Source organism: Natrialba asiatica DSM 12278 (genome assembly GCF_000337555.1).
In the GTDB taxonomy this organism is placed as follows: domain Archaea; phylum Halobacteriota; class Halobacteria; order Halobacteriales; family Natrialbaceae; genus Natrialba; species Natrialba asiatica.
In genome coordinates this window covers 52,551-75,876 of sequence record NZ_AOIO01000038.1, presented here as the reverse complement: position 1 = coordinate 75,876, position 23,326 = coordinate 52,551, and the positions used below count along the sequence as shown (strand labels likewise).

The window sequence follows — 23,326 nt, the reverse complement described above, 5'->3', positions numbered from 1 at the left end:
TGGGCCACTATCTGGAGTGTTGCTCTCAAATTTGACCGTCCATAGACTCACGAACTGGCTGGAACCGTTGGTCTCATCGAATGCCGTACGTTTCGAATCTCGATCGTATGGAAACCCGCTGCCCCCGATTTGAACTCCGCGAACTCTCGCCACTGCTCGGCGTTCTCGCCCCTGAACTCGCGAGCGAACTCGTTGCAAACGGATGCCGCCTCCCGGATTGTGAACTACTCCTGTGAACTCGCTTGCTCGCAGAACCTTGGTCTAGTTCAAACCCACTCGGATCGCTTTCGAACGGCTCACGAAGTTGGTCGCCGTGAGAAGTGTTGCCTCCCGGATTTGAACCTATTGTGTCCTGATTCACTGGGTCACGGTCACCGTTCCAATCGACCTAGTGTGACCTCCCTTTGAGGAACCGTCGACGGTAATTCTGCCCGCCAGTTCGTACTCTCCCGGTTCCTCGAAGGTGTAACTGAACTCGTACTCCGGGCCGCTGGCATGTTGACAGTCTGGACCACTGTCAACCGTTCCGTCGAGAGTTTCTACAGCTTCGCCGTCGACCAGGAGTGCGGCAGTGGATGACGTCTCAGCACCAAACGTTGCAATGCTGAATACCACCGTGACGTCCTCGGCGACTGACACTGTCTCAGGCTCGAACTCAGACCGCCAAACAGCGAGGTCTGGTGAATCCAGATAGTGAGAAATGGTGAGTTGCTCCGAGGCAAGAATCTCCCTATCCGGGCCGCGAATCCGTACACGTTTGTCGCCTTGACTGGGAACCGTCCATACTTGTCCTGGTCCCTCGCCGAAACCAACCGACCACCTACCGTTGTTGGTCTCGAAGGTAACTTCCTCGATGGTTTCGTCCTCGTCGACGATTTCGAGGATTAGTTTCGCGTTGCAGTCCCCTGCTTGTCCCTCTACACTCCCTGTCCTCCTTGGGCCGCCATCACACCCGGGTTCCACGGATACGGACGCTCGGGTGATCTCAACAGCATCGCAAGAATGGGTTGTAGTCGACGATGAGGAGTCACTCGGATCTCGAGATTGTGACGAGTTCGAGAGACAGCCAGCAGAAAGCAGTAGGGCCGAGCCTGTAACCGTCGTGAGGAAAGCACGTCTTCCCATCAAAACACCAATCATTTCATCGCTACATAAGCTTTTTGACGATACGGTTCAGGAGCGTCAGCGTACCGCGGCGAGCGAAGTGAGTCGCGGTCTCACTCGACCTGACCGACAGGAGCGTCGAGGTGTTTTCACCTCGTTTTTGCGACCGAGAGATTCCCGCAGTGAACGTAGTGAGCGAGGAAACCCGAAGGAGTGAAAAGAGGTATGCCGCCTCCAGGATTTGAACCTCCGGCGAGCAAAGCTCACCGTGGACCCGTTCGCTCCGCTCACGGGACCGGGGACAGCTCGCTCCGACGCTCATGGGCGCTTCGGTGAACCCCATGACGAAGAACGATCTCGAACCCATCTCGCCTGTTGAGGCGAAGGATATGTACCTCGAAGCGCGGAAACAAGAGGTATCGAAAAGTACGCTCGACGGCTATCATTATCGTCTCAAGCACTTCATCCGATGGTGCGAGGACGTCGAGCGAATCGACAATATGAACGATCTCTCCGGTCGGGATCTACAGCGATACAAGACCTGGCGGAGAGACGATGGCGATCTAAAGCCGATCTCACTCGAGGGGCAACTAGACGCCCTTCGGATCTTCATCCGTTGGTGCGGTTCTATCGATGCAGTCGATCCCGATCTTCACGAGAAATTCGAGGCGCTGATGCCGAAACTCGATAAGTCCGATGAACAGAGCGAGAGCCTTCTCGAAATCGATCAGGCAGAGGCTCTGCTCGAGTATCAGCGGAAATTCGAGCACGCCTCACGCCCTCACGCCATCATGGAGATCCTATGGCATACCGGGATTCGACTCGGAGCCCTACACTCACTGGACCTCGACGACTACGACGAAGAGCACGAACGGCTGGCGCTCCGTCATAGACCGGAATCAGATACCCCCTCAAGAACGGGCAAGAAGGGGAGCGGATGATCGCCCTCAGTCCTGAAGTCTGCCGAGTGATTGAGGACTGGCGGGATCATCATCGCCATGACGTAGAGGATGAGTATGGACGAGAACCCCTCCTCACGAGTCGAAATGGACGGATGAACCGCTCGAGCATTCGGGATGCGGTCTATCAGGTCACTCACCTTGCTACTACTCCAACGAATGCCCGAAGGATCGAGATCCCGATGGCTGCGAAGCTGCTGAATATGGAGGATACTGCAAATGCCCGATCAATGTCTTCCCTCACGATATCCGGCGGGGCTCGATCACCAACTTCCTGACCGAAGATGTGCCCGAGAAGGTCGTCAGTCATCGGATGAACGTGGGACAGGATGTACTCGATAAGCACTACGACAAGCGAGACGAGGAGGTGAAGGTCGAACAAAGACGGGACTACATCAACGGGATCTAAACGTCGAAACATACATTTCACTGCACATGTTTTTCCAATATGGAGGTTGATTCAATGCCAAATCATATGCGCGAATCCTCCACGCGTCCCCAGTCTTTCCCTGGTAAGGCTTTGCCCCAGGGCCATGGTGAGGGGTGGGAGGACTCACAAGATGGCATTAGAAGCTCCTCAATGGTTATCTGTCTGCAAGGACTGTAGCCAGGACGCGTTCATCACCTCCTTCCTGAATAAAATCTAATCGATAGCGTTCCCTATTTGACCAGACTCTCTCATAGAGGAGTGAAAAAGGCGGTTCTCAGTGATTCCTCTCTGTGAGGCAACAGGAAATATCGAATCGAGAAGGACGTTGCCCAGAAAAGTGGAGACTAGCTCTCAGAGAAGATCGGTCATTTTTTGCTAATTGAAACTACATTCGCAGCAAATGAGTACCGACGTTGAATCTATCAGTCGTTATATAGAGTCATTGGAATCTGAGGCAGAGGAAATAGAAGCGCTTGCTGAAGAGTACTTTTCTGATGTTGAGAGACATGTAACAAAGATCCATAGCTCAAGGTCGAGGGGCAGCGGCAAAGAGTACGAATGGAGTACTTTAGACGACTCAACAAAACCTCTTCAGAGAAAAATACGACGAAAGTATGAACAATGGTATAATAAAGCAAGTCCGCTAGTCAACGAATTTCTCTCAAGTCGATATAGTGATTTTTCACCACAGCAGAAGCTTATCAATCGTACTGTCAATTTATCAAGGCCAGATCCAGCCGATGGGACTGATGCTGCCTTTCGATACTTTATAGATAGGTTCGATATTCAGAGGAATATTCTAAACGCTATCCCCGCAAGAGTTGAAGCGCAAAAACTGAGCGTAAGACGACGACTCTCCAAGCGTATTGGTAGAGATGAAATCCAGAGAGCCCGCGAATTACTTGATGAGGAGTTCACTAGGGCAAGTGGTGTAGTCGCAGCGGTTGCTCTTGAACGCCATTTACTAACGATGTGCGAGAACTCTAATGAGGTGACTGAGTTCAATACGAATCATGGAATCAATCGGCTATCTCAGACGCTATATGAAGCGGATGAAATTGACAAGACCACTTGGAACGATCTGAAAGCTCTAGCCAGTATTCGGGAAACCTGCGCTCATCCCGAAGAGCCAAACGAGGCTGCAGTTCGAAGGTTGATCGAGGAATCGGAAGAATTCATTAGAGAACTACGGATCTAACAAGTATCTCCCGATAGGCACTGTCTAGATAAGAGTTTGAGGAATGAGCAGGTGGTGGCGAGAAGTGTCCATACAACTCGCCAACCTGCTCAGAGAGAGCTTAGACGTGGACTGTGATGAGGTTTGGGAGAACGAGCGCACCCCGACACCCGTAAGGGTGTTCGGGGTGCGACTGCATTCGATGGGATTGTCAGTTCGGGAGGTCGTCGCAGTGCTCGAATTACTTGGTATTGACCGTTCTCACGGCGAATCTGGAACTGGACACACAAGCTTTCGGAGGCTCAGAGCGACCCGCCGACGTCCACGAGAGCAGCGCTCTCGTGCGGCCCATCAGAACGCTTTGCGTTCTGAGGACGGCCCAGCCGTCGCAGGTCGCGGTCGATGAGAAACAGATCGAGGTAGATGGCGAGAAAAAGTGGTTGTACGCCGCAATCGACACAGAATCGAAGCTACTGCTCGAAATCGACGTCTACAGCCGCCGCGGGACTGATCCCGCGGCAGCGTTTTTGCACCGACTTACCGAGAAACACGATTTCGACGAGACAGAGTTTCTCGTCGATGCTGGTGGCTATCTGACTGCCCTCGCTCGCCACGAATTGAGCGGTCAGCTCAATTACAGCGACCGAAACCACGCCGAAAAGTGGTTTCAGACCGTCTCAATGCGAATTGACCGCTTTCACTCCTTCTGGCAGGGCAGTCCAGCCAGCGCACGCCGTTGGCTCAGACGCTTCAGACACCGTTATAAAGTCCTCTTAGGTGCGCGAATCCGCGACGAGCAGGGAGATCGAACCTAATACAATCACATATCCTCTTCTGGATATAGCTGGAGGACGAACGCGAAGATCGTTCGTACGCTAAGATCTAAGCGCGCACGAGAAAATCGCCATACGGCGCTACTGGTTTGTGAATCTTGGCCGAGTGAAAAAGCCATGCCGCCTCCCGGATTTGAACCGGGGACAGCTCGATCTTCAGTCGAGTGCTCTCCCAGTCTGAGCTAAGGCGGCGCGCACTTGCATCTCCGGGCATGACATAAAAAAGGATTTCGAATCGCATCCAGTCATTACGTTTACCTCGTGATACTTCCCCCTGGTACGCTCATCACTAGTAGGCTATCCAACACTCCAGAATGGTCGGAATACAGTCACCGATGGCTCGGGGTAACGCCCGTCTGTTGGATATAGAGATATTCAAGACACGTTTTTCCGCACTCGTGGGTAATATCATGTTATGGGGGCACTTACCTCGAGCCAAGCGGAGTCCAACCTCTCGGCGGACACTATCCTCGAATTACTGGCAAACCGTCGCCGTCGATACCTCCTGTATGCCCTCCGTGGCCAGGATAGTCCGATCGAACTCTCGACACTCGCAGAACGGGTCGCCGGTTGGGAACACGATGTTCCCCCTGAAGAGGTCGCAAAGAACGAATACAAGAGCGTCTACGTCTCCTCCGTTCAGTGCCACGTCCCGAAACTGGCCGACGCCGGCGTCGTTGACCACGACGAAGAGAACCACACCGTCGTCCTCGCGGACAGTTTCGACCAACTCGAATCGTACCTCCGCGTCGTCGTCAAGGACGAACCGGAGAACTCAACACTGTACGCTGCCCTCGAAACCGAGACCGGTGAGGGATTCTTCAGCCAAATCCGCGAGAACGTCGCTCGCTTCAAACAGTAACTGCGCTTCTTGTTGCCCCTCTCTTGCAGTCGACTACCCCCTCTATCGTCTTCTCTCCTATCGAGTTCAGTACTGACTGTGAATTCCCGTTTGGATCGCCGCACTGAACTCGGGCGGGCTCGAACCGAAATCAGACGTGCTCGCTACGCTGTGCGCGACTGATAGGGTTCGAACTGCCCTCGTAAATAGTTCTGAACTCGTTGTCGTTCGTCCAGAAATGGGCTCGGGCGGGTTCGAACCGCCTGAACTTCGCTTCACTATCGTTCGCTCGTTCCGTCGTTCGAACCGTCGTCAATCCACGCACCTGCTGCTCGAGGGTTTGCTCGCAGCAGGAAGTGGGCTCGGGCGGGTTCGAACCACCGACCTCGGCCTTGTAAAGGCCGCGTCATGACCAGCTAGACCACGAGCCCGCATCCGGAATAAGTCCCCCCGTCCGAATAACCTTTACTTTCTCACGCCGCACTGTCGATATGGTTTTCGAGCGCGCCTGGAAGGGATTGCTCGTCATTATCGCCCTCTTACTCGGCGGCTTTCTCGTCGTGCAGACTGGTATCGTGTCGGCGCCGTGGGCGGCCGACCGGGCGACAGTTTACATTCTCGACGCGGATGGCGAGCCGAAGGCGACGGTCGAGGCCGAAATAGCCGACAGCGCCACGGAACGGTATACCGGTCTGAGCGATCACAACTCGCTCGAGTCGGGCGAGGGTATGCTGTTCGTCCATGCGAGTGAAGGCGAACAGACCTACGTCATGCGAGAGATGGACTTCGATATCGATATCATCTTCGTCGGTGCGGATCGCGAAATCACGTCGATCGAGCACGCCAGAGCGCCGGAATCGGGGGAAGACGGTGAAACCATCCAGTACACCGGCCAGGCCAAGTGGGTCCTCGAAGTGCCGCGCGGATACGCAAACGAGACGGGGATCGAGGTCGGTGACGAGGTGGTGATCGACGAGGAGAGCAGCGACGAGTTCATGTAGCGCGTTTCGAGCGATCAGTTTTCCGCGGTGAACGGTCCGCTCGACTATGGTGTTTCGATTCGTAGGAAATGCTTATTGCTGCCCGTCCATTCAAACGAGTGTAATGAGTGGTGTCGACTGGGACGATGACGACCCGTTCGAAGAGCAACGGGAGAACATCGATAGTCCCATGAAGCGGTTGCTCTTCGAGTACGGTCGGCCGTACTGGGGTTCCGTGACCGCCGGCATTACCGGGAGCGTGCTGGCGCGGTTGCTCGATCTGATTCCGCCGATCTTGCTCGGGGTCGCGATCGACGCGATTTTCCTGCAAGACAAGCCGTTTAGCGTTCGGTTCGTGCCGGATGGGTGGCTGCCGACGGATTCGACCGGCCAGTTTACGTTCACGGTCGTCATCATCGCCCTGTCGTTTCTCGTCGGCGCGGCGTTTCACTGGGTCCGCAACTGGGGGTTCAACTCCTTCGCACAGGACATCCAGCACGACGTGCGGACCGAGACGTACGACAAGATGCAGCGCCTTGATATGGAGTTTTTCGCCGACAAGCAGACCGGCGAGATGATGTCCATTCTGAGCAACGACGTGAACCAGCTCGAGCGGTTCCTCAACGACGGCCTCAACTCCGCGTTTCGACTTGGCGTGATGGTTGTCGGTGTCGGCGTGGTGCTCTTTACGATCAACCCCCAACTTGCGCTCATTTCGATCGCACCGGTGCCGTTGATCGCCGCGTTCACCTACGTCTTTGTCAAGAAGATCCAACCCAAGTATGCCGCCGTTCGCTCCTCTGTTGGCAATGTCAACTCCCGACTCGAGAACAATCTCGGCGGTATTCAGGTGATCAAGGCGAGCAACACCGAGGGATACGAATCCGACCGCGTCGAGGACGTTTCCCGGAACTACTACGACACGAACTGGGGAGCGATCAACCTTCGGATCAAGTTCTTCCCCGGGCTCCAGGTCCTCTCTGGAATCGGGTTCGTGCTCACCTTCTTCGTGGGCGGCTATTGGGTGTTTCAGGGCGCTCCCGGCCCGTTTACCGGAACGCTTGATGTCGGCGAGTTCGCCACGTTCATCCTCCTCACGCAGCAACTCGTCTGGCCGATGGCGCAGTTCGGACAGGTGATCAACATGTACCAGCGAGCGGAGGCCTCGAGCGAACGCATATTCGGTCTGATGGACGAAACGGGTCGGATCGAACAGGACGCCGGTGCCGAACCGCTCGATATCGAAACGGGCCGCGTCGAGTACGACGACGTTACCTTCGGCTACACCGACGAGGAGACGATAATCGACGATATTTCGTTCGACGTGCCCGGCGGTGAGACGGTCGCGCTCGTCGGTCCGACGGGGGCGGGGAAGTCGACGGTGCTCAAACTGCTGTTGCGCCTGCACGACACGGACGAAGGGGCGATCCGGATCGACGACCAGGACATCCGCGAGGTCTCCCTCTCCAGCCTCCGCCAATCGATGGGATACGTCGGTCAGGAGTCCTATCTCTTCTACGGTACCGTCGAGGAGAACATCACCTACGGAACCTTCGACGCAGACCGCGAGGAAATCGTCGCGGCGGCCAAAGCCGCAGAAGCCCACGACTTCATCGAGAACCTTCCGGACGGCTACGACACCATGGTCGGTGAACGCGGCGTCAAACTCTCGGGCGGGCAGCGCCAGCGGGTCGCCATTGCGCGGGCCGTGCTCAAGGATCCGGACATTCTGATCCTGGACGAGGCCACCAGCGACGTCGACACGGAGACCGAGATGCTCATCCAGCGGTCGATCGACGAGTTGACGGCAGACAGAACGACGTTCGCTATCGCACACCGCCTCTCGACGATCAAGGATGCGGATCAGATTCTCGTCTTGGAGGGCGGTCGGATCGTCGAACGCGGCACGCACGACGAGCTACTGGAAAACGGCGGTCTCTACTCGCACCTCTGGGGCGTACAGGCCGGCGAGATCGACGAACTGCCACAGGAGTTCATCGAGCGGGCCCAACGTCGGCACGCGCGGACGGAAATCAGCGACGACTGAGTCCTTCTCGGTTCGTGTCCGATGGGGAACTTAGAACGATTCCTGTTCGCTCTGTCCCTCCTGATCCGGCGCGCCCTCGTCTTGTCGCTGTTCGCCGGTCGCGGGCGGCGTCCGGTCGCTGTAGTTTTTCCGTCCGATCGCTTCGTCGCTAACCATGTTCATGATCGCGCCCTCGACTGCGTCGGCTGACTCGTACTCGTCTTCGTTCAGCGGGCCGATCACGTCCTCGAGCGTCGTCGTCTCCTCGCCCATCTCGAGTTCTTCGTCGCCGAATTTCTCGAGCAGTTCGTCGTGGCCGATCGGGTACTCCAGCGATTCGAGGTCGTCGCCCAGGTCGCCGAGTTCGACGCCGAGTTCGCGGTTGTCGTTGCTCATAGTGGCATTTCACCCATGATTCGGAAACCGGTTGACCTTGCGTTCGCCACGCGACGTCCGGTCGCACCACCGACGGTTTCATGGTCGAACGGGAAGCCTACTCACGCATGGATCTCGCTTCCGCCACGTGGACCGACGTTCGCGACCTCGAATCCGAACTCGCGGTCGTTCCCGTCGGCAGCACGGAACAGCACGGCCCGCACGCACCGCTCGGGACGGACGTTCTCACCGCTGAGGCCGTCGCCGATGCCGGACTCGAACGCGTCGATCGAACGGTCATCCGCACGCCGGCGATTCCGGTCGGCATCGCCGAGGAGCACCGCCAGTTCCCCGGGACGATGTGGGTTTCGCCGGATACCTTTCGGAGCTACGTGCGCGAGTCGGTTCAGAGTCTGGCTCACCACGGCATCGAGCGCGTCGTCCTCGTCAACGGCCACGGCGGCAACGTCGATGCCCTCCGAGAGGTCGGCGCTCGACTCACGCGCGACGGCGACGCCTACGCCGTCCCGTTCACCTGGTTCGAGGCCGTCGGCGGCCACTCCGCGGACATGGGTCACGGCGGGCCGCTCGAAACCGCGCTCCTACGTCGCGTCGCACCTGAACTCGTCCGCGAAGGACGGATTGAGACGGCCCGCGATGGCGCTGCTGACGGCTGGGGCGACTGGACGAGTCACGCAAATCTGGCCTACGATTCGGCCGAGTTCAGCGAGAACGGCGTCGTCGGCGATCCGGCCGAGGGTGAGAAAGAGCGAGGCGAGGAACTGCTCGAACTCGCAGCCGATTCGTTGGCGCGGTTGCTCGACGCGGTGGCTGAACGGGAGGTGTCGCGTCCGGACGGTCGATAGCGCGTCGGCCGGGCTTCGCTTTCGCGCTTACTCCGCGTCGTCTTCGCTTTCTTCGTCGTCGGCAGTCGCTTCGTCGTCCGTCTCGTCGCCCTCGTCGGACTCAGTCTCGTCGGTCGGGCCTGCGTCCTCGAGCGTCCCGCGGAGTGCCGGGATCGTCGAGGTGAGGTCGCCGACCTGCTCGCCGGCGTCGCCGATGTCCGCGATCGTTTCCTCGAGCGCTTCGATCTCTTCTTCGAGGTCGGCCGCATCCTCGAACGCGTCGGCGCGTTGGCCCATGGTGAACCACTTCTTCGCGTCGCGGAGGTGGGACTCGGCGTCACCCGGGTCGAGCGCGGAATTGAGGGCGTTGAGGACGCCGAGGACGTTGTCGGCGTCGGCTTCCCAGACGTCGTCCGCGTCGGGGAGTGCGTCCCAGGCGTCGGCAAGCGAGGATTCGACGTCCTCGCGCATCTCGTTGGCTGCTTCGCCGAACAGTTCCTCGTCGTCGCCGAGCGTCGCTTGGCTCATGTCACCACGTTCACGCCGACTGAGGTTAAAAGGTCGCCCGAAAGTGAAAGTGAAATTTGGGAGAAGCGAGTCGGTATCGCCCGAACGGCAGACGGGTTTCGAAAGGCAGGTCGTTTACCGTGTGGCGGATGCCGTTCGGGACGCGTCGAACTACGCGTCGGGTTCGCGGTCGTCGACGGAAACGAGTTCCATCAGCGGATAGCCGTCCTCCATGGCCATTCGGGTGACGACCTCGCGGTCCTCGTAGTCGACGACGATTTCGACTTCGAGAAAGCGGCCGGTGAGTTCGGTGTAGTCGGCCGTCGAGTCGGCGAGTTCGCGTTCGAGTTCGTCGGTGCGAACGTCGACGGTGACGGCGCTGCAGTGGGGCTGGTTCTCGATGGATTCCTCCATCGCGCGTGCGAGGCTCGGGGCGCTGCTGGGCGAGATGGGAGTGCCGGCGAACTGGTGGTAGAGCGAGCCAAATTTGATGCCGGCCTCGAAGCAGGCGGTCTGGGCGGCCGTCGGCGTCGTAGATTCGTTCGCCTCGGTGTCGTCGGTCATAGCCGTGTGCTCGCGGGCCGGGAGGAAGGGCGTTCCGATCGGCTGGCTGGGTGCGCGTGAGGGTTAGTCGAGGAAGATCGCGGCGCTCTCGATCCAGAACCGCATGGTTCTTATCGTCGCTTTCCCTCCCATCGTACGAATGGCACAGTCGGTCCTGCTTACCGGGGCTGCGGGGCGCGTCGGAACGGCGATCCTCGCCGACCTCGCGGACGAACACGAGTGGCGGCTGATGGATCGCGACCCGATGACTGACGATCATCCGGGCGAGTTCGTCGTCGCGGACATCACCGACGAGGAGGCCGTCCGTGAGGCGATGGACGGCGTCGACGTGGTGATTCACCTCGCAGGCGACCCGCGACCGGACGCGCCCTGGGACAGCGTCCTGACGAATAACATCGACGGCACGCAGACGATCTTCGAGGCCGCCGTCGACGCCGATGTCGAGAAAGTAGTTTTCGCCTCTTCGAATCACGCCGTCGGCGCTTACGAGACCGAAGAACGGACGCCAGACCTGTACCGCACACACGACGACTACCTGTTAGACGGTACCGAACTCCCGCGACCGGGGAATCTCTACGGCGTCTCGAAGGCCGCGGGCGAATCGATCGGCCGGTACTACCACGACGAGTTCGGTCTGTCGGTCGCCTGCGTTCGTATCGGGAACCTTACGGAGGGGCATCCGCCGATCGATTACGAGCGCGGGCAGGCGATGTGGCTGTCATACCGCGACTGTGCGCACCTGTTCGACCGCTGTATCCGCGCGGACTACGAGTTCGAAATCGTCTACGGCATTTCGGATAACGACCGTAAGTACTACTCGATCGAGCGGGCGAAGGAGGCGCTGGGGTACGAGCCGCAGGATAATTCCGCGCGACACGACTGACGGGCCGGCGGGCCGACGAGCTGACTGACGCGACGCCGACGGTCGGGTGCGGTTCAACTCACACGAGTATCGTTTCGACCGGGGTTCGACGGCGAACTCAGAAGAGCCCTTCTACGTCTGACTCGCGGGTTTGTCGTCGCTCAACGTGGCTCGTCAGTCGCTGGTAGACGATACCGCGAGCGTCGTCTTCGCGGACGAAGTCGAACAGCAACGCGATGAATCGGCTGTCGTCCGCACCGGCCTCGAGATCGCTCTCCGCGTACTCGCGAGCTCGCTCGATCGGTGCCGTCTCGTAGCCCATTGCCTCGGCGAGGACGGGTGCTGCGATCAGCGTCGAATCGAGATCGAGCGTCACAAGCGACGGAACTGTCCCGTCGTGCTCGATTCGAACCGGCCGTCGCCGTTCGACGAGTTCGGGATCGGCGGCGAGCGACGTGAGAAACGACCGTACCGGCTGAAGCTCGATGTTGCGATACGTCGGCGGCAGCTCCCGGAGATAGTCGTGTGCACGCTCGGCCAGGCCGACGGCTCCCTCCCAGTTGTGGCTGTGGGCGTGGTGAACTGCCGCGCTCGTCTGGATCAGGCCGTGAAGTAACTGCTCGTCGTCGGTCTCGGTTTCGAGATCGAGCCACGTGGGCTCCCAGACGTCGTGGGCGGCGTGATAGAACGCGTCGTTGTAGATGGCGATGCCGGCCCGGAGCTGATCGCGCATGGTCGGGGTTGGCGGTCGAGCGCCGAGGGTTTGTCGGTCGTCGGTTGCTGGAGTGAACTCTCGGGTGGCTGTGGGTGATGGGTGATGGCTGATGCTTGATGGCTGGAAGCCGACGATCGACTCCTTGCGAGACCGACGCAAAGAAGTGGGGGAACGGAAATGGGGAATGCCGGATACGTGCCGCCTCCGGCGGGGCGGGCAGACAACTGTCGAACGGAGAGTGCAAACGAACCATGACGGAAACTGGACGCCGGGTGCACTCTCAACCGGTTACTCGCCGCCACCGGTGAGGCGGTACTCGATCCGAGTACGCGGGTCCGTATTAGTATGCAGTAGGTTCCGTTGCGCTGTGAGGCCGGCCTCGCTCTGCCGACCGTACTACGGCGAGCTTACGTCCAGTACGCCGGCCCTGTCCCGGATTTGGCCCCACTTACTCCGCATCCGTTTCGCCTTCCCAGCGGAATCGGCCGTTTCGCTGAACGACCTCGCCGTCGATTTCGAGGCGGGAGTTCTCGCTCACGTCGGTGATCATGTCGACGTGGACGGCGGAGTCGTTGCCCGACTCGCCCGCCGGCAGGCACGCGTCGTAGGCCCGTCCGAGCGCGAGGTGGACGGTATCGCCCATCTTCTCGTCGAACAGGATATTGTCCGTATAGCGATCGATGCCACGATTCATCCCGATCCCGAGTTCGCCCAGGCGACGAGCGCCGTCGTCGGCGTCGAGAATGTCGCCGATCACGGACGCACCCTGGTCGGCATCGTAGTCGACGACGTCGCCGTCCGCGAACTCGAGACGGACGTTTCGGACGGTCTCGCCGCGGAGCGTCATCGGGACGTCGAACGTGACCTCGCCCTCGGTTCCGGCGGGAGCGGTGAACACCTCCCCGCTCGGAAGGTTGTGCGAGTCGTAGGCGACCGAGGCGGCGCTGTTGACCGCGGTCCGCCCGTCGATCCGCATCGTCAGGTCGGTCCCCGCCGAGACGAGTCGGACCTCCGAGCCGTCGTCGAGCAACTCCTTCATGCGCGCCATTTCGTCCGCCAGCGACTCCCAGTCCCGAAGTATCGCGTCGTAGGCGAAGTCCTGATACTCCGCGTAGGCCATGTCGGCCTGCTGGGCGAGCGCGCGCGTCGGGTGCGCTGTCGACACCCAGCGCGTGTCATAGCGCGCCTCGCGGATCTCGTTTCGGGCGCGGCGATAGCCGCTCCGAACGTCGCCCGGCACGTCCGCCGTCGCGCTCGTGTTCCGACCGCCACCCAGTGAGAGATAGACGTCCGTCTCCTCGAGCAAAGCGCGTTCGTGACTCGGATCCTCGCTGAACTCGTGGTCCTGGGCGTCGTGTGCGCGGAGATAGGCGCGCGTGATCTCGCCGGAGCCGTAGGTGGCGAGGAGGTTGGCCCCGCGTTCGCCGAGGCGCGCGGCGACGGCGACGGCGAGTTCGTGTGCGTCGGGCCCGACGGAGAGGACGACGTTGTCGCCGGCCTCGACGCGGGCGCTCCAGTCGACCAGTACGGTTGCGTGTTCGTGAATGCGGTCGTCCATACGGAGTCGTGTGGACGGGTCTATAAAATCGTCATCGTCTGTACCGATGGTTCGTGGGTCGTGAGTCGGCGATAGCAGCTACGACGGCGTCTCGACCGACCCAACCCCATCCCGCGAGCGGACGATCGACACGACGGCGTAGACGACGGGCGTGTCGAGCACGGCGATCGCAAGTTTCAGCAGGTACTGGCCGACGATCAGCGTGAGCAGTGCACTCTCGCCGATGACGGTGCCGACGCCGAGGATATTGGGTGCGATCGCGAAGGCCACGGAGACGAAGATGACCGTGTCGATCGCCTGGCTGCTCGCCGTCGAGGCGATATTGCGGAGCCAGAGTTTCTCCCGGCCGGTGTAGGCCCGAATGCGGTGGAACACGATCACGTCCCAGTTCTGGCTGACGACGTACGCGAGTAAGCTTCCGAGAACGACGTTCGTCGACGCCCCGAGCACCGTTGCGAACTCCGCTGCGACGGTCGGGTCGGCGGCCGGTGCCGCGATGGTCGACCAGACGAGCGCGAGCACGACGAAATTGAGCGCGAACCCGACGTTGACGACGATCTGCGTGGCTTTCCGGCCGTACAACTCCGCGTAACAGTCGCTGGCAAGGAAGGTCAATGCGTACGCGAGCGCCGCCCCGGGGAGGGCGAGTTCCGCGCCGATAACCGGGAGAGAAAATGGGAGCGAGAACGCGAGTATCTTCGAAGCCGTCACCTGCGCCGTGACGAGTGCCGTGACGAACAGGCCGATCAGTGCGACCTGGGCGACCGTCGGCGTGGCACGCTGGTGGTCCATATCCGCCGCCTCTCGGCCCGACGTACCTAAACGATACTATCCGGAGCCGCTATGCGATGGATTACGCGGTCACAAGGCCGTGCTAATCTTGCCATTCGATAGCAAGGCAATCCGTATACTCGAGTCAAATTCGCGGATAACATCCGGATGCCGCCCTCGGAACGCCTCCCTCGAATCGCGGTCGTGCGCTTGATCCCCGTGTGGCCGGTGTCTCGAGTAGCGCCTTCAAACGCGCAGTAATCCGCCAGAAACCCGGTTCTTGGGCCAGATACGCGATAGATAACAAATAGTCAGTGTCGTGGTGTAATCACATGGGTGAAACATGGACGATCTGACCGGGTTCCAGCGGGACCTCCTGTACGTCATCGCAGGAGCGGACCAGCCATCCGGCCAAGACGTAAAGGACGAGATCGAGACCTACTACAGCGCCGAGATCAACCACGGACGGTTGTACCCCAACCTCGACACCCTTGTCAATAAGGAACTCGTCGAGAAAGGCGAACTCGATCGACGAACGAACTACTATGCGATCAGTGACGATGGTCGACGCGCGATCGAAGACCGTCGGCAGTGGGAGCGCCAGTACGTCGAGACCTGACCGCGTCTCCTGTGGCAATATATTGCCGACTCGTTCGCTGACGCTGCCTCGTCCTCGCTACCGAGTTTTCCTCCGTACCGCTCTCCGCTCGGTATCCGTAAGACAGTGACGCGACTGGAAAGCCACTCGCAGACAGTCACTTCCTCGTTCGTCCACGCTGCTCCCGCTGGTGTCTCCGGCGGTCGGTCGAGGTCACCGCTGTCACCGTCCAGAGCCGGAGCTCGTCGAGTCGAGAACGGCATCGAGACCGTGTGTCCGGGTGGTCGGTAGGTGGTTGTGGTGGTAGGTGGTTGCCAACCCGGACACGATCCGTTTCGTCCCCAGGAGTCATTAAACCAGCCATCTCCACTGAGTAATGACACAAATCAATACGATGGTATGACTGACCGGCAGCGGTTCTCGTCGTGACCCACGTTGTGTGATTCTGTGGCACAACCTTATTGATGGGTGCGAACGTACCTCAGTCCATGCGGTTCGTGATTATCGGTGCTGGCCGTGTTGGCCTTCGGACGGCGCGTGTCCTGCGCGAGGAAGACCACGATGTGACGATCATCGAGCGCGATGAGGCGATGATCAGGCGCGCCCGAACGCAAGAGTTCACCGTCGTCGAGGGTGACGGGTCGCGCGAGGACGTTCTCGACGAGGCCGGCATCGCGCAAGCGGATGTCCTCGGTGCCCTGACCGGCGATCTGAACGTCAACTTCACGGCCTGTATGATCGCCAAGTACCACGGCTGTCGGACGGTCATGCGCATCGACGAGGCCTATCGAGAGGGTATCTACCGCAAGTACGCGGATGCGGTCGACGAGGTGATCTACCCCGAGCGATTGGGGGCAATCGGCGCGAAGAACGCCCTTCTCGGCGGGACGATTCGCGCGATCGCGGATATCGCCCCGCACCTGCAGATCGTCGAGTTGACGATCACCGAGGCGGCACCCGTCAACGGATATACGATCAGCGAACTGGAACTCCCGGCCGACGCGACGGTTCTCGCCTTCGGCAAGTACGAGCAGCCGCTCGGAATTCCGTCCGAAGACGAGTCGCTCGCGGTCGGGGATCGGCTCATCGTCCTGGCTGATTTCGCGGTGTTGAGCGAGGTTCGTCAGTTGCTGGTCGGCGAAGACCCACAGCAAGCGACCGCTAACGCCGACGCCGACTCCGGCATCGACGCTGATACTGGAGGGATCCACTGATGGTTACAGCATTCGTCATGGTCAAAGCGAACACGGGCGAGGCGGACCGACTGCGAAACGAAATGACGGCGATCGACGGCGTCCAGTCGGCACACATCGTCGCCGGCGACGTCGATATTATCGCCAAGGCGCGCGTCGAGACGCCCGCCGCGGTCAAGGAAATCGCGGCGACACAGATACAGGGCATCGACGGCGTCGAAGACACGCAAACGTACATCGCGATGGACTAACGCGGCACCGTCCGGTCACATCGGCGTATCGCTGTTTTGCGGTTGCTGGCCGCGATCCTGTGCACTCTCGAGCAGCGTCGCCGCCGGACCGCTGTACTCGTAGCCGGGCACGATTCCCTGTGCGAACGTCCCCTCGACGAACTCGATGAGTGCTTTGGCATCCTCGACGCCGTCCCGCGCATCCCAGGCGGTGAACTCGAGGGCGACCGTCACAGCACCGGCGTCGCGGTCGATCTGCGGCTCGTCGTGGGTATCCGTCTGGGCGACGGTAAACACGTCCTCGAGTCGCCGCTCCAGGGTTTCGAACCAGCCGTCCGCGACGACTGGCGCGACAGTTTCCCCCGCGACGGCGGCGTCGAGCGTCGGCAGGGTCACCGTGATCGTCACCCGCCCGTCGCGTTTTCCTGCTGCATCCGCTGCTGTGACGATTGCGTCGAACACCGTCGTCGTGAGCGCGTAGCGATCGTCGTCGACCGCTTCGAAATCCTCGTGTGCCGCAAGTTCGCGATCGATGGGATCGGGGAGTGTCGTCATGAGCGTGGGTAAGAAAACGCGTCTCGTCGGAAAGGGTGTTACGTTCGCTGCGCGCTCGGTTCCCGTTTTGGAGATCAGTTCCCGTTTCGGAGACGGCGTTTCGCCGTCCGTGCACGTGAGACGGTAATTGTCTCCGGAGTAGGAAGCCACTGGTTTCTTCGTGCGTTTCCGGAGCGATTGCTCGCGGTGAGAGTCACGTGTAGGGAACTGTTACACCGGGTAACCGCCAGCAGAAGGCGGGATGTTTCACGATCGCAGTCCCCGGTTTCCGGGGTAAATGGCGCGCATAACTACAACCGATATCGACGTGTTTCGTCGGCATGGATCTCGATAGACACGCCGCTGAACGCCGCCGGTTTGCGCGACTGCTCGGAACTGATGGTGATCCCGGTTCCGGGCTGCCGATCGGCGCCGGTTCGCGTCGGCATCCCGTGCGCGCGTCCGGGTCTCCCTCCCGTCTGGGGTCCGATCCCAAGTCGAATTCGAATTCGAATTCAGATTCGGATTTGGACCCGGATCCGGATTCCAATCCGGATGCAATCACCCATCACGCGGCTTCGACCCCAGAACAGGAAGCGCCGACATCCGGAACGAAACGAGAGGACTAACGGCCGTTCACCTCCGAGTATTCGCCACGCCAACCGCTTTTCGGCTCCTGTCCGATCGTCCACTGCTCTCCGTCTCCTCGCGCATTCGATCGCGAACTGCACTCGGAGTGTGGAGTGTAGATCTACGCCCCGATTTCGGGGAGCACCGAGTTCAGCGCGGTCGCGACCTCCTCGAAGTCCTTGAGCGTGAGTCCGTCGGTGGTGATGATGACGCCGTCGCTGTCGGTCGTCACGCGGAGCAAGAATCCGTTGTCGAAGACGCGAATGGTGTAGTTGTACTCGCCGAGTTCGGAGCGTTCGTAGGCGGTCTGGACGGTCTTGAAGCCGCGCCACTCGTGGCCGATGAACGTCGAGAGGTCGGCGTCGCGTTCGAGGTCGTCGCGGAGGTAGAGCTGTTCGTAATCGTCGCGGGTGAAGTAGGTGACAGAGCGGAGGCTATCGCCGATGGCGGTTCGGCAGGTCGTGATGATTTTGTCCGTGGCTCCCGGGGTCAGAAGGTTCGTGGCCATGGTGGATCGTTGGACGCGGAGCCCTTAATCTCTCGTCTCCCGGACGATTCGTACGGTCTACCATTCCGATTTCCCGGCGCAACCGACGACGGGTCGCGGGTGCGCCAGAACTGACTGCCAGCCCGTATCAGATTTGTTCGATCGCCCGGTCGAGGTCGGCGATAATGTCGTCGACATCCTCGATTCCGACCGAGAGTCGGACGAGGTCGTCTGTGGTGCCGCTCGCCAGTTTCTCTTCCTCGGTGAGTTGTTGGTGAGTCGTGCTCGCTGGGTGGATGATCAGCGTCTTCGCGTCGCCGACGTTTGCGAGCAGGCTGGCGAGTTCAACTTCGTTGCAGACGGTTTCGGCGGCCTCGTACCCGTTTTCGAGGCCGAACGTAATCATGCCGCCGTAGCCGACGGCGGACGTCCCGTCCGCCGAGGACCGGCTCGCTTTGCTCGCCTCACCGCCCACGAGGTACTTCCGGGCGTTCTCGTGGGTTTCGTGGCTCTCCAGGCCGGGATAGTTGACCCACGAGACCGCCGCGTGATCCGCGAGGTACTCGGCGACGGCCATCGCGTTCTCGCTGTGTTTTTCCATCCGTAGCGGCAGCGATTCGAGTTTCTGCAGCGTTACCCAGGCGTCGAACGGCGACTGCTGGTTGCCCAGGTCGCGCAGGCCGCGCGTACGGGCGGCGAGGGCGAAGGCCTGCTCGCCGAAGGTCTCGTGAAAGTTGATGCCGTGGTAGGCCGGATTCGGCTCCGTGAGTTCGGGATAGTCGCCCTCCTCCCAGGGGAACGAGCCGCCGTCGACGAGCACGCCGCCGACGGTCGAGCCGGCCCCGTGGAGCCACTTGGTCGTCGAGTTCCAGACGAGATCGGCACCGTGATCGAGGGGTCGACACAGGTACGGCGTCGCGAAGGTGTTGTCGACGAACAGCGGCACGTCGTGCTCGTGAGCGATATCGGCGACGCGCTCGATGTCCGGCGTGACGAGCGCGGGGTTGCCGATCGTTTCCAGGTGGACGAAGGCGGTGTCGTCGTCGATCGCGTCCGCGTAGGCCTCGTAGTCGAGCGTGTCGACGAATTTCGTTTCGATACCGCGCTTTGCGACGGTGTGGGTGAGGTACGTGTACGTGCCGCCGTACAGCGAGGAGGCCGACACGATGTTGTCGCCCACGTCCGCGAGGATGAAGGTCGCGAGATCGAACGCGGCCATTCCCGACGCGGTGGCGAGCGCGCCGACGCCGCCCTCGAGTTCGGCGATGCGCTCCTCTAACATCGCGTTCGTCGGATTCATGATCCGCGAGTAGATGTTGCCGAACTCCTCCAAGCCGAACAGGGCGGCGGCGTGATCCGTATCGTCGAACTCGTAGGAGGTCGTCTGGTACAACGGCGGTGCGCGCGCCCCCGTCGTCGGATCGGCCGTTTGCCCGGCGTGGATGCTGTTCGTGGCGAACCGGTGGTCAGTGGGGTCGTCTCCCATGCCACCACGGTTCAGGGCCGAAGCGCGTAAAGCCACTAGATGGCGTCAATCCCGGCGAGCGGCCGTCCCGATTGCGATCGCCGCCACAACCGCGACGAGCGTGAGTGTCCCCGTAAAGCCGGGCAGCGACTCGGCTGGGGTGTCGGCGAGGGGGCCGCTTTCGGTTCCACTCCCGTCGGATTCCGCGTCGCCGTCGGCGGATTGGTTGTGTCCCGCCTCGGTCCCACCATCACCGACGGTCACGGTTCCCGCCTCGATCGCGGGTTCGACAGGGCTTCCACCGTCGGCGTCGATCTGCATCGCCGCGACCTGCAGATCGGTCGTTCCCGCCTCGACGCCGTCGACATCGATCCGCGCCAGCGTGACGTTCGTCGCACCGGCCGTGATCTCGTCGTCTAGATCCGCGGCTTCCACGGTGAGCGACTGGCCGTCCGCGCTGACGATGGGGTCGGTCGTCAGCCCGAACCGCTCGGGGTAGCTGGCGTTTGTGACCGTCGCCACGCCCTCCGAACTGAACTCGAGTTCGAGTTTGTACCCCGCGAGTCCATCCGGCGCGTCGGTCAGCGCGATGCGATGCGTGCCGGTGTCGCCGGGAGCGATCGTCCCGTTGGAGACGACGAGTTCGGGGTCGCCTGCGGTGGCGGTAGCAGTAACGGTACTGGGGGCCAGGTTCGCCGCTCCCGCCGCATCGGTTCCCGTCGAGGCGACGGCGGCGGTCGATCCGGCACCGCTGACCGGGGCGACGACGCCGAGTCCGAGGACGATCCCGATCGCGAGGGCGGCGAGGACCGCTCGGGAGAGTCGGCGCGACCAGTCCGCGTCCGCGATTCGGCGCCGACTCTGGTTGCGCGACCGGGTTTGCGTCTCCGAAACCGGCTCGCTATCGTGGCGATACATCGACTTACAGCTCGTCGTAAAGGGCGACGGTGTCGTCGTAGTCGATCTGGCCGTTCTCGTTGAAGTCGAACGCGTCTTCGTTCAACTGGACCGCGTCGTCGTCGATGTTCTCGAACAGCACGACCACGTCGTCGTAGTCGACCCGGCCGTTGCCGTTGACGTCCTCGAACTTGCCGTCGCCGTCCGGGTCGGTCGGCGAACCGCCGCCCGGGCCGCCACCGATCGGCGGCGGGCCGGTGACGACGACGCCCGGCCGGCGCTGCGGTTCGATCGGCATCCCCGAATCGTCGTCCAGATCGTGGACCTCGACCGTCACGTCCGTCGCTCCCGCGCCGACGCCCTCGAGTTCGATCGTCGCCAGCGTCGTCTCCGTCGTCCCCGGCTCGATCTCGTTCTCGATGTCCGCGAACCTGAACTCGACCGCGGAGCCGTCCTCGCTGATCTCCGGCGCTGCGGTGAGTTCGAATCCGTCGCCGTAGGTGGCGTCCGCAATCGACGCGACGTCGGTGTGCTCGAGGGCCACGGTGACGCGACCGCCTGCGATGCCGTTCGGCAGCGACGACAGCGTCAGGTCGATCTCGCCGGTCGCCTCCTGGCTGACCGCCAGCGAGTCGACGCGGATCACCGCCGGGGGTTCGTACACCCACATGGCGTCGTTGGGGTAGGAACGGCCGAAGCTTCCCTTGTCCTCACAGAGCAGCACCCGTCCGTCGTCCATCACCATGACGTTGTCGACGTTGATGAGCGAGGCGTCCTGCAGCGACTCCGAATCGCTCGCGTTCGGCCCGACGACGACCGGTTCGAGCCGCGAGACGTTGTAATCCGACTCGAGTTCGGCGCGGTAGACGACGCCGGTGTCGACCTCGTCGAACCGCAGCTGTCCCTCGTCGTCGGTCATGGAGCCGCCGAGCGAGGAGATGCCGAAGTAGATGAAATCGCCGGGTGCGGCCTCGTCGTGCGAGTCGATCCCCTCGGCCTTGTTGAACTCGATGCTGGCACCGATCTCCTTGGCGGCCGCGCGGGTTTCGAGGAAGGGGACGCGACGGAGGTCGTCGTCGACGCCGTCGGGACCGCGCTCTTCGTACTGGGCGGCCCATTCGACGATTTCCTCGTCGGTGATGTAATCCTGGTTGCCGTTGATGGCGACCTCCTCGTCGGCCTCGGCGAGCGCCGTCTCGAGGTCGTCCTCCCAGTCGGTCTCGGCGTGGGTTTCGAGGTAGTCGACCTGCGTCACGTCGTCGTACTCGGCGATCCAGGACTCGACCTCGGCGTTGCTGGCGGTGCCGAGTTCGAGCCACTCGACGGCGAGGTCGGTTTCGCCGACCGTGCCTTCGCCGATCTCGCTCGCCTTGATCGCGTACAGCGTGCCGCGGACGTCCATCGGGTCGTCGTACGCCGGAATCGGCTCGTCGGCGACGAACTTGTAGATCCCCTTCGCTCCGCCGTCGGAGGCGAGGTAGACGGTGCGCTCGTCGGGCAGGACTTCGGGGCACTCCCAGGCGGATCGACCGAAGACGTGGTGTTTGACTGGCGTCGGTTCGTCGGCGGTCGGATCGGTGATCTCGACGATCTTCCCGTAGCGGTAGCGGTTGGGGAACACCTCGTCCTCGATGGGCTGGGGCGTGTTCTCGCCGTCGGCGATGTCGACCGGCTCAGCGCCGAGGTGGTAGGCGATCTTCTCGGTCCCCCTGTTGTTGCTCAGCCCCATCGGGTACCAGCTGTCCGCGCCGAAGATCTCCTCGAGCGAGTTCTCGACGTCCAGGATGTTCGGTCGGTTCCAGAACTCGCTTCCCCCGCGGAGGCCGACGCCGCTTCCCTGCTCGACGATGTCGCCGACCGTCGCGAGGCCGTTGATCCGCGCGTGGCCGTACTCCTCTTCGGCCGACAGCGGCGTCTCCCACGGGCTGAGGTCGCCGTAGCAGTTGATCTTCGTGCCGCCGATCGCGCGGAACGCGTCGGTGTTTTCGAGTTCCATCGCGTTCTCGAGGTCGGCCTGCCAGTAGCCGTCCGCGTCGCGGTACAGCGGCGTCCGCGAGATCGCCCCCGGTCGCGTCTCGTTGTTGGTAAAGAGGTAGCCCTCCGTGCCGTCGTCGTTCGTCGCGACGAAGAAGTTCATGTCGGCCTGCTCGCCGATGCCCTCGTAATTCTCCTCGACGATGTCGCCGAGGTCCTCGCCGGCCGGCGTCTGCGGGTGGCCGAAGCGCTCGGTCCCGCCGTTGATCTCGTCTCCCGCCTGAACGAGGAGCCGATACTGGCCGGCGGCGGACTGTACTTCGGCCTGTTCCGCGTTGGTCCGCGGCGCGTCCAGCTCGTCGAACTCGTCGCTCGTCCCGTCGAACGTGAACTGGAAATCGTCGACGACGCCGACGCCGCCGCGGTCGAACGGCGCAGGGTTGTCGCCGCTCGGATGCTGGAGACTGTAGAGCAACTCGCCCGTCTCGAAGACGAACGGGCCCGTAACCTCCGCTCCCCGTGCTGTCGTCGAGAACCGCTTGATGTTCCCGTTGACGTACGGTGCCGTCTTCGTGTCGTGTTCGTCCTCCCCATCGTCCGCGTGGGCCGTCCCGAGTAATCCCGCCCCGAGCGCCGCCGCCGTCGACGATGCCATCAGCGTCCGCCTGGTGTATTCGACCATGCACTCGGTTCAGGAAGCGAGAATGACGTGAAATTTTATAATAGGGGACTAGTGCATTATATTCGGGTCCGGACCGGGACCGAGCGCTC

General features: G+C 61.4%; 25 protein-coding genes, 2 tRNA genes and 1 pseudogene. 13 read left to right on the top strand and 15 right to left on the bottom strand.

What is annotated here, in order from left to right; translation table 11 throughout:
* The first annotated feature begins 107 nt into the window (after positions 1-107).
* On the top strand, positions 108-236 hold the full coding sequence (locus C481_RS23000) for a hypothetical protein (RefSeq protein WP_275040073.1): 129 nt from the start codon (positions 108-110) through the stop codon (positions 234-236).
* Between the two features lie 121 nt (positions 237-357).
* Here C481_RS23000 and C481_RS16825 read toward each other — a convergent pair whose 3' ends face one another.
* On the bottom strand, positions 358-963 hold the full coding sequence (locus tag C481_RS16825; protein ID WP_006110527.1) for a cupredoxin domain-containing protein: 606 nt from the start codon (positions 961-963) through the stop codon (positions 358-360).
* Between the two features lie 461 nt (positions 964-1,424).
* Between C481_RS16825 and C481_RS22765 the strand changes: the two genes are divergently transcribed.
* A complete protein-coding gene (locus C481_RS22765; RefSeq protein WP_241434704.1) occupies positions 1,425-2,045 on the top strand; it encodes a site-specific integrase in 621 nt (206 codons plus the stop codon).
* A 154-nt stretch (positions 2,046-2,199) separates the two neighbouring features.
* On the opposite strand, the gene C481_RS22760 is transcribed toward C481_RS22765, so the two are convergent.
* Positions 2,200-2,373, bottom strand: a complete 174-nt coding sequence (locus tag C481_RS22760; RefSeq protein ID WP_241434703.1) for a hypothetical protein — start codon at positions 2,371-2,373, stop codon at positions 2,200-2,202.
* 520 nt (positions 2,374-2,893) lie between these two features.
* Here C481_RS22760 and C481_RS21780 point away from each other — a divergent pair.
* Positions 2,894-3,691 carry a hypothetical protein gene (locus C481_RS21780; RefSeq protein ID WP_152422202.1) on the top strand — a complete coding sequence of 266 codons (798 nt, stop codon included), beginning with the start codon at positions 2,894-2,896 and terminating at the stop codon, positions 3,689-3,691.
* Between the two features lie 70 nt (positions 3,692-3,761).
* A pseudogene (locus tag C481_RS16810) lies at positions 3,762-4,485 on the top strand (IS6 family transposase).
* A 136-nt stretch (positions 4,486-4,621) separates the two neighbouring features.
* Here the strand turns inward: C481_RS16810 and C481_RS16805 are convergent.
* Positions 4,622-4,695, bottom strand: a tRNA-Phe gene (locus C481_RS16805).
* Positions 4,696-4,918: 223 nt separating this feature from the next.
* Here C481_RS16805 and C481_RS16800 point away from each other — a divergent pair.
* Complete coding sequence (locus C481_RS16800) at positions 4,919-5,365, top strand: DUF7344 domain-containing protein (protein ID WP_006110522.1); 447 nt, start codon at positions 4,919-4,921, stop codon at positions 5,363-5,365.
* A 336-nt stretch (positions 5,366-5,701) separates the two neighbouring features.
* Here C481_RS16800 and C481_RS16795 read toward each other — a convergent pair.
* Positions 5,702-5,775: transfer RNA gene (locus C481_RS16795), tRNA-Val, on the bottom strand.
* Positions 5,776-5,835: 60 nt separating this feature from the next.
* Here C481_RS16795 and C481_RS16790 point away from each other — a divergent pair.
* Together C481_RS16790 and C481_RS16785 are read left to right on the top strand one after the other, a co-directional pair.
* On the top strand, positions 5,836-6,345 hold the full coding sequence (locus C481_RS16790; protein WP_006110521.1) for a DUF192 domain-containing protein: 510 nt from the start codon (positions 5,836-5,838) through the stop codon (positions 6,343-6,345).
* A gap of 103 nt (positions 6,346-6,448) precedes the next feature.
* Entirely contained in the window at positions 6,449-8,371 is a 1,923-nt protein-coding gene (locus tag C481_RS16785) for an ABC transporter ATP-binding protein (RefSeq protein ID WP_006110520.1), read from the top strand.
* Positions 8,372-8,401: 30 nt separating this feature from the next.
* Here the strand turns inward: C481_RS16785 and C481_RS16780 are convergent, their stop codons facing one another.
* On the bottom strand, positions 8,402-8,746 hold the full coding sequence (locus tag C481_RS16780) for a DUF5789 family protein (protein ID WP_006110519.1): 345 nt from the start codon (positions 8,744-8,746) through the stop codon (positions 8,402-8,404).
* 107 nt (positions 8,747-8,853) lie between these two features.
* Here C481_RS16780 and C481_RS16775 point away from each other — a divergent pair, with 107 nt between their 5' ends.
* Entirely contained in the window at positions 8,854-9,591 is a 738-nt protein-coding gene (locus C481_RS16775) for a creatininase family protein (protein WP_006110517.1), read from the top strand.
* Between the two features lie 27 nt (positions 9,592-9,618).
* Here C481_RS16775 and C481_RS16770 read toward each other — a convergent pair whose 3' ends face one another.
* The gene (locus tag C481_RS16770; protein ID WP_006110516.1) at positions 9,619-10,098 is read right to left on the bottom strand and encodes a DUF5790 family protein; all 480 of its coding nucleotides are present in this window, start codon (positions 10,096-10,098) and stop codon (positions 9,619-9,621) included.
* Positions 10,099-10,248: 150 nt separating this feature from the next.
* Positions 10,249-10,641 (bottom strand): dihydroneopterin aldolase family protein, encoded by a 393-nt coding sequence (locus C481_RS16765; protein ID WP_006110515.1) that lies wholly within the window; start codon positions 10,639-10,641, stop codon positions 10,249-10,251.
* A 139-nt stretch (positions 10,642-10,780) separates the two neighbouring features.
* Here C481_RS16765 and azf point away from each other — a divergent pair, with 139 nt between their 5' ends.
* Positions 10,781-11,524 carry an NAD-dependent glucose-6-phosphate dehydrogenase Azf gene (gene azf / locus C481_RS16760; RefSeq protein ID WP_006110514.1) on the top strand — a complete coding sequence of 248 codons (744 nt, stop codon included), beginning with the start codon at positions 10,781-10,783 and terminating at the stop codon, positions 11,522-11,524.
* A 97-nt stretch (positions 11,525-11,621) separates the two neighbouring features.
* Here the strand turns inward: azf and C481_RS16755 are convergent, their stop codons facing one another.
* From C481_RS16755 to C481_RS16745, 3 genes are all read right to left on the bottom strand, one after another.
* Complete coding sequence (locus C481_RS16755; RefSeq protein ID WP_006110513.1) at positions 11,622-12,236, bottom strand: DUF309 domain-containing protein; 615 nt, start codon at positions 12,234-12,236, stop codon at positions 11,622-11,624.
* Between the two features lie 430 nt (positions 12,237-12,666).
* Positions 12,667-13,776, bottom strand: a complete 1,110-nt coding sequence (locus C481_RS16750) for an aminopeptidase (protein WP_006110512.1) — start codon at positions 13,774-13,776, stop codon at positions 12,667-12,669.
* A gap of 78 nt (positions 13,777-13,854) precedes the next feature.
* Complete coding sequence (locus C481_RS16745) at positions 13,855-14,568, bottom strand: queuosine precursor transporter (protein ID WP_006110511.1); 714 nt, start codon at positions 14,566-14,568, stop codon at positions 13,855-13,857.
* A 322-nt stretch (positions 14,569-14,890) separates the two neighbouring features.
* Here C481_RS16745 and C481_RS16740 point away from each other — a divergent pair, with 322 nt between their 5' ends.
* The 3 genes from C481_RS16740 to C481_RS16730 all read left to right on the top strand — a co-directional run bounded on the left by C481_RS16740 (position 14,891) and on the right by C481_RS16730 (position 16,589).
* The gene (locus tag C481_RS16740) at positions 14,891-15,166 is read left to right on the top strand and encodes a PadR family transcriptional regulator (RefSeq protein ID WP_006110510.1); all 276 of its coding nucleotides are present in this window, start codon (positions 14,891-14,893) and stop codon (positions 15,164-15,166) included.
* Between the two features lie 467 nt (positions 15,167-15,633).
* A complete protein-coding gene (locus C481_RS16735; protein ID WP_006110509.1) occupies positions 15,634-16,359 on the top strand; it encodes a potassium channel family protein in 726 nt (241 codons plus the stop codon).
* Positions 16,359-16,589 (top strand): Lrp/AsnC family transcriptional regulator, encoded by a 231-nt coding sequence (locus C481_RS16730; protein WP_006110508.1) that lies wholly within the window; start codon positions 16,359-16,361, stop codon positions 16,587-16,589. The genes C481_RS16735 and C481_RS16730 overlap by 1 nt, the downstream gene beginning before the upstream one ends.
* Before the next feature lie 15 nt (positions 16,590-16,604).
* Here C481_RS16730 and C481_RS16725 read toward each other — a convergent pair whose 3' ends face one another.
* On the bottom strand, positions 16,605-17,123 hold the full coding sequence (locus C481_RS16725; RefSeq protein ID WP_049904728.1) for a DUF5813 family protein: 519 nt from the start codon (positions 17,121-17,123) through the stop codon (positions 16,605-16,607).
* Between the two features lie 320 nt (positions 17,124-17,443).
* Between C481_RS16725 and C481_RS22755 the strand changes: the two genes are divergently transcribed.
* Entirely contained in the window at positions 17,444-17,731 is a 288-nt protein-coding gene (locus tag C481_RS22755) for a hypothetical protein (RefSeq protein ID WP_083860929.1), read from the top strand.
* A gap of 122 nt (positions 17,732-17,853) precedes the next feature.
* On the opposite strand, the gene C481_RS16720 is transcribed toward C481_RS22755, so the two are convergent.
* From C481_RS16720 to C481_RS16705, 4 genes are all read right to left on the bottom strand, one after another.
* On the bottom strand, positions 17,854-18,240 hold the full coding sequence (locus C481_RS16720) for a DUF7522 family protein (protein WP_006110503.1): 387 nt from the start codon (positions 18,238-18,240) through the stop codon (positions 17,854-17,856).
* A gap of 127 nt (positions 18,241-18,367) precedes the next feature.
* Positions 18,368-19,705, bottom strand: coding sequence for an O-acetylhomoserine aminocarboxypropyltransferase/cysteine synthase family protein (locus C481_RS16715; protein ID WP_006110502.1), 1,338 nt, complete (start codon positions 19,703-19,705; stop codon positions 18,368-18,370).
* A 45-nt stretch (positions 19,706-19,750) separates the two neighbouring features.
* The gene (locus C481_RS16710) at positions 19,751-20,602 is read right to left on the bottom strand and encodes a hypothetical protein (protein ID WP_006110501.1); all 852 of its coding nucleotides are present in this window, start codon (positions 20,600-20,602) and stop codon (positions 19,751-19,753) included.
* A gap of 4 nt (positions 20,603-20,606) precedes the next feature.
* Positions 20,607-23,237, bottom strand: a complete 2,631-nt coding sequence (locus C481_RS16705; RefSeq protein ID WP_006110500.1) for an alkaline phosphatase PhoX — start codon at positions 23,235-23,237, stop codon at positions 20,607-20,609.
* Between the last annotated feature and the right edge of the window lie 89 nt (positions 23,238-23,326).